This window comes from Corynebacterium sp. (assembly GCF_012837295.1).
Taxonomy (GTDB): Bacteria; Actinomycetota; Actinomycetes; order Mycobacteriales; family Mycobacteriaceae; genus Corynebacterium.
On the sequence record NZ_DURI01000195.1, the window covers coordinates 1 to 5,304 of the forward strand.

General features: G+C 70.6%; 6 protein-coding genes. All 6 read left to right on the forward strand.

Translation table 11 applies throughout. The features are described 5' to 3' along the window. Window positions 1-449, forward strand: a 449-nt coding sequence (locus GX015_RS06545; RefSeq protein WP_366926245.1) for a TSUP family transporter, incomplete at its 5' end; no start/stop codon positions are given. A gap of 71 nt (window positions 450-520) precedes the next feature. Beyond that, entirely contained in the window at window positions 521-2,197 is a 1,677-nt protein-coding gene (locus GX015_RS06550; protein WP_291343749.1) for a nitrite/sulfite reductase, read from the forward strand. Further along, window positions 2,194-2,394 (forward strand): hypothetical protein, encoded by a 201-nt coding sequence (locus tag GX015_RS06555; protein WP_102214002.1) that lies wholly within the window; start codon window positions 2,194-2,196, stop codon window positions 2,392-2,394. Before GX015_RS06550 ends, GX015_RS06555 begins: the two co-directional genes overlap by 4 nt. After that, complete coding sequence (locus GX015_RS06560; protein ID WP_168938240.1) at window positions 2,391-3,110, forward strand: phosphoadenylyl-sulfate reductase; 720 nt, start codon at window positions 2,391-2,393, stop codon at window positions 3,108-3,110. Before GX015_RS06555 ends, GX015_RS06560 begins: the two co-directional genes overlap by 4 nt. 27 nt (window positions 3,111-3,137) lie before the next feature. Next, a complete protein-coding gene (cysD, locus tag GX015_RS06565; RefSeq protein WP_060925434.1) occupies window positions 3,138-4,049 on the forward strand; it encodes a sulfate adenylyltransferase subunit CysD in 912 nt (303 codons plus the stop codon). Next, window positions 4,049-5,269, forward strand: a complete 1,221-nt coding sequence (locus GX015_RS06570; protein ID WP_291343752.1) for a GTP-binding protein — start codon at window positions 4,049-4,051, stop codon at window positions 5,267-5,269. Before cysD ends, GX015_RS06570 begins: the two co-directional genes overlap by 1 nt. Window positions 5,270-5,304 lie beyond the last annotated feature (35 nt).

Genomic DNA, 5,304 nt, shown 5'->3' on the forward strand with positions numbered 1-5,304 from the left:
CGTCGACGCTGATGAGCGCCGAAGCCGATCAGCCCCGCAAGGTCATCGGCACGGTCTCCGCGGCCGAGTTCCTGGTCGCCGTCGCCGCCGTCATCGGTTTCCTGCCGATGCTGCGCGAAGAGTTCTCCGCCCACACCCTGCCGATCATCTGCCTGCTCGTCGGCGGCATCGCCGCGGCTCCCCTGGCCGCGTACCTGGTCGGCCGGATCAACCCCCGCAGCCTGGGCATCGTCATCGGCGGCGTGCTGGTCTTCCTCAACATCCGCACGCTGGCCGACGGCCACCTCCCCGGCGCCGCCCTGGGCGTCCTGCTCGGCGCCTGGGTCGCCGCGGTGGCCGCCACCCTGCTGTGGTCCCGCCGTCACGACACCCTGCCGTGGCGCCGCAAGAGGGTCGAGCTGCGGGAGGCCGAGAAGCCCGATCCGGCCATCGCCGCCGAAGTGAACTAGAAGAAGCGAACCAGAAGAAACGTACCGAACGGTCTGCCTCAGGGCCGTCGTCAAGCGAAGAGAGTGACCCCATGACCACCGCCACCAAGCCCGCCCGCCGCCCCAAGGCGAAGAAGCCCCAGGGGCAATGGCTCATCGACGGCCGCGAGCCGCTCAACGACGACGAGCGCATCAAGCAGGAGGACGCCGGCATCGCCGTGCAGCAGCGCGTCCGCGACATCTACGCCAAGCAGGGCTTCGACTCCATCCCCGCCGAGGACCTCGCCCCGCGCTTCAAGTGGATCGGCCTGTACACCCAGCGCAAGCAGAACCTCGGCGGCGAGCACACCGGCGTCAAGACCAACGCCGAGCTGCAGGACAAGTACTTCATGCTGCGCATCCGCCTCGACGGCGGGCAGACCACCACCGCGGGCCTGCGCGCCATCGGCGAGATCTCCCGCGACTTTGCCCGCGACACCGCGGACTTCTCCGACCGCCAGAACGTGCAGCTGCACTGGATCCGCATCGAGGACATGCCGGAGATCTGGGACCGCCTGGCCGCCGTCGGCCTGGACACCCACTTCGGCTGCGGCGACGTGCCGCGCGTCATCCTCGGCTCGCCCGTGGCCGGCGTCGCGGCCGACGAGATCATCGACGGCACCCCGGCGATCCGCCGCATCAAGGACGAGTACCTGTCCACCGACGAGTTCAACAACCTGCCGCGCAAGTTCAAGTCCGCCGTGTCCGGCTCGCCGCGCCTGGACGTCACCCATGAGGTGCAGGACGTCGCGTTCGTCGGCGTCGACCACCCGGAGCACGGCCCGGGCTTCGACGTGTGGGTCGGCGGCGGCCTGTCCACCAACCCGATGCTCGGCCAGCGCCTCGGCGCGTGGGTGCCGCTCGACGACGTCCCCGAGGTGTGGGCCGGCGTCGCCCGCATCTTCCGCGACTACGGCTACCGCCGACTGCGCACCCGCGCCCGCCTGAAGTTCCTGGTCGCCGAGTGGGGCATCGAGAAGTTCCGCCAGGTGCTCGAGGACGACTACCTGGGTCGCAAGCTCGCCGACGGTCCCGCGCCGGAGCCGTGGGAGGCCGACCGCGACCACATCGGCGTCCACCCGCAGAAGGACGGCAAGTTCTACGTCGGCGTCAAGCCCGCCGTCGGCCGCGTGCCGGGCACCGACCTGGTCAAGCTCGCCGACATCGCCGAGGCCCACGGCATCGGCCGCGTGCGCACCACGGTGATGAAGGAGCTGGTGCTCCTCGACGTCGAGGCCGACCGCATCGACTCGCTGGTCGCGGATCTCGACGAGCTCGGGTTGTCCGCGAACCCCTCCGCTTTCCGACGGGGCATCATCTCGTGCACCGGCCTGGAGTTCTGCAAGCTGGCGCTGGTCACCACCCGCACCCGCGCGATCGACCTGGTCGCCGACCTGGAGGCCCGCCTCGGCGACCTCGACGTGCCGCTGGGGATCTCGCTCAACGGCTGCCCCAACGCCTGCGCCCGCACGCAGATCGCCGACATCGGCCTGAAGGGGCAGATCGTCACCGACGACGAGGGCAACCGCGTCGAGGGCTTCCAGGTCCACCTCGGCGGTGCGCTGGGCCTCGACGCCAACTTCGGCCGCAAGCTGCGCGGCCACAAGGTCACCTCCGCCGAGCTGGGCGACTACATCGAGCGCATCGTGAACAACTTCAAGGAGCAGCGCACCGAGGGCGAGCAGTTCCGCCACTGGGTCGTCCGCGCCGCCGAGGAGGACCTCCAGTGAGCGACGCAGCCAACCTGGGCATCTCGGGCCGTTCGGCCCACCCGAACCCCAACCGCGGCGCGGTCATGCACTGCCCGTACTGCGGCGGGGAGAACCTCTGGCCCGACGCCGAAACCGATTACGCGTGGGAGTGCCGCGAATGCTGCCGCGTGTTCACCGTCAAACTGCACGGACAAGTTGAAAGGGGAGTGGCATGAGCACCGCGATTCAGCCCTCGACCGAAAACCCCGACGTCCTCGCCGACCCCGCCGTCGCCCGCCGCCTGCTGGAGCTCGCGCTGGACCATGGCCCGTCGCTGGAGAAGCTCTCCGCCGGCGAGATCATCGAATGGGGCGCCGAGCACCTGGGCACCAACCTGGCCGTGACCATGTCCATGCAGGACACGGTGCTGGCCGAACTCGCGGCGCGCCACGCCCCGGACGCCGACCTGATCTTCCTGGACACCGGCTACCACTTCCCGGAGACCATCGAGGTGGCGGATGCCGTCGACAAGCGATACCCGAACCGTCTGCTGCGCATCCAGCCGGTGGCCGGCGCCGTCCCGGAGCTGTACAAGACCGACATGACCGCGTGCTGCGCCCAGCGCAAGGTCGAACCGCTGGCACGGATGAAGCTGCCCTACGAGGGCTGGGTCACCGGCCTCAAGCGCGTCGATGCGCCGACGCGCAAGAACACGCCGGTGCTGGAGATCGACAAGACCGGCCGCATCAAGCTCAACCCCCTGGCCGCGTGGACCGACGACGACGTCGACCGGTTCATCGAGGACAACGACCTCATCATCCACCCCCTGACCAAGGCCGGCTTCCCGTCCATCGGCTGCGCCCCCTGCACCAACCGCGTCGCCCCCGGCGCCGACCCGCGCTCCGGGCGCTGGGCCGGGGCCGAAAAGACCGAGTGCGGCCTGCACACGTGACCGGGAAGAAGAACTAGGAGAAAACCCATGACAACCGCGACCACCACCCTCGATCCCCGCCTCGCCGCCCTGGAGGCCGAGTCGATCGACATCATCCGGCAGACCGCCGGCCAGTTCGACCGCCCCGCGCTGCTGTTCTCCGGCGGCAAGGATTCCGTCCTCGTGCTGGAGCTGGCCAAGCGCGCCTTCGCCCCGGCGCCCGTGCCGCTGGAACTGCTGCACGTCGACACCGGGCACAACTTCCCCGAGGTCATCGCCTTCCGCGACAAGATCGCCGCGCAGCCGGGCATCACCCTGCGCGTCGCCCACGTGCAGGACTGGATCGACCGCGGCGAGCTGACCGAGCGCGCCGACGGCACCCGCAACCCGCTGCAGACCGTGCCGCTGGTGGAGACCATCGCCGACGCCGGCTACGACGCCGTCATGGGCGGCGCCCGCCGCGACGAGGAGAAGGCCCGCGCCAAGGAGCGCGTGTTCTCGGTGCGCGACTCCTTCGGCGGCTGGGACCCGCGCCGCCAGCGCCCCGAGCTGTGGGGCCTGTACAACGGCCGCCACGCCGCGGGCGAGAACGTCCGCGTGTTCCCGATCTCCAACTGGACCGAGGCCGACGTGTGGGCGTACATCGGCGCCCGCGGCATCGAGCTGCCGCCGATCTACTTCTCGCACCAGCGCGAGGTGTTCAACCGGGGCGGCATGTGGCTCGCGCCGGGCGAGTGGGGCGGCCCGCGCGACGGCGAGGAGGTCGAGGTCCGCACGGTGCGCTACCGCACGGTCGGCGACATGAGCTGCACCGGCGCCGTGGAGTCCACCGCGTCGACCATCGACGAGGTCATCGCCGAAATCGCTCAGTCCACCCTCACCGAACGAGGCGCCACCCGCGCCGACGACAAACTCTCCGAATCCTCGATGGAGGACCGCAAGAAGGAAGGCTACTTCTGATGACCACCGCACTGCGCCTCTGCACCGCCGGCTCCGTCGACGACGGAAAGTCCACGTTCGTCGGCCGGCTGCTGCACGACACCAAGAACATCCTCGCCGACCAGTACGAGGCCGTCGCCGCCACCTCCGCTGCCCGCGGCCAGGAGGGCCCCGACCTGTCGCTGCTGGTAGACGGCCTGCGCGCCGAGCGGGAGCAGGGCATCACCATCGACGTGGCGTACCGCTACTTCGCCACCGACGCCCGTTCCTTCATCCTCGCCGATTGCCCCGGCCACGAGCAGTACACCCGCAACACCGTCACGGGCATGTCCACGGCGGAAGCGGTGGTCGTCCTGGTCGACGCCCGCAACGGCGTCGTCAAGCAGACCAAGCGCCATGCCACGGTCGCGTCGCTGCTGGGCGTGCGCCATGTCATCGTGGCGGTGAACAAGATCGACCTCCTCGACTATTCGGAGGAGGTGTTCCGCGGCATCGAGTCGGACGTGCGGGCGCTGGCGGACCGTCTGGGGCTTGACGACGTCCGCGTCGTCCCCGTGTCCGCCCTGGTCGGCGACAACATCGTGGACCGTTCCGACCGCACCCCGTGGTACGGCGGCCCGAGCGTCCTGGAGATCCTGGAGACGCTGGAGACCCCGGCGAACCTGCGCGAGGGCCTGCGCCTGCCCGTCGAGTACGTGCTGCGCGTGCCGGATTACCGCGGCTACGCCGGGCGCATCGCCGCCGGTTCCGTCGAGGTCGGCGACGTCGTGGGGCTGCCCGGCGGCCGCAGCGCCGTCGTCGAGCGGGTCACCGTCGCCGGCGAGGACGTCCGCGCCGCGGTGGAGGGCCAGTCCGTGGCCGTCAGCCTCGACGCCGAGTTCGACCTGGCGCGCGGCGACCTGATCTCCTCGGTCGACCGCCCGGAGGACCGGAAGCGCTTCACGGCCGTGGCCGTGCACCTGTCGGATTCCCCGCTCAACGTCGGCCGCGTGGTCGAGGTGCGCTACGGCTCGGCGCTGGTGCGCGGCCGCATCGCGTCCATCGACGCGCTGATCGACATCGAGACCGGCGAGCCCGTCGGAGCGGCGGACCGGCTCGAGGTCAACGACGTCGCCGAGGTCACCGTCGAGCTGGCCCGCCCGCTGCCGGTGGAGTCCTACCGCGCCGGCGGCCAGGTGGGCGCGTTCCTGCTGGTCGAGCCGGGCACCGGCGACACGCTGACGGCGGGTCTGGTGCGATGACCGCGCTGATCCTCGTCGCCCACGGTTCGCGCCAC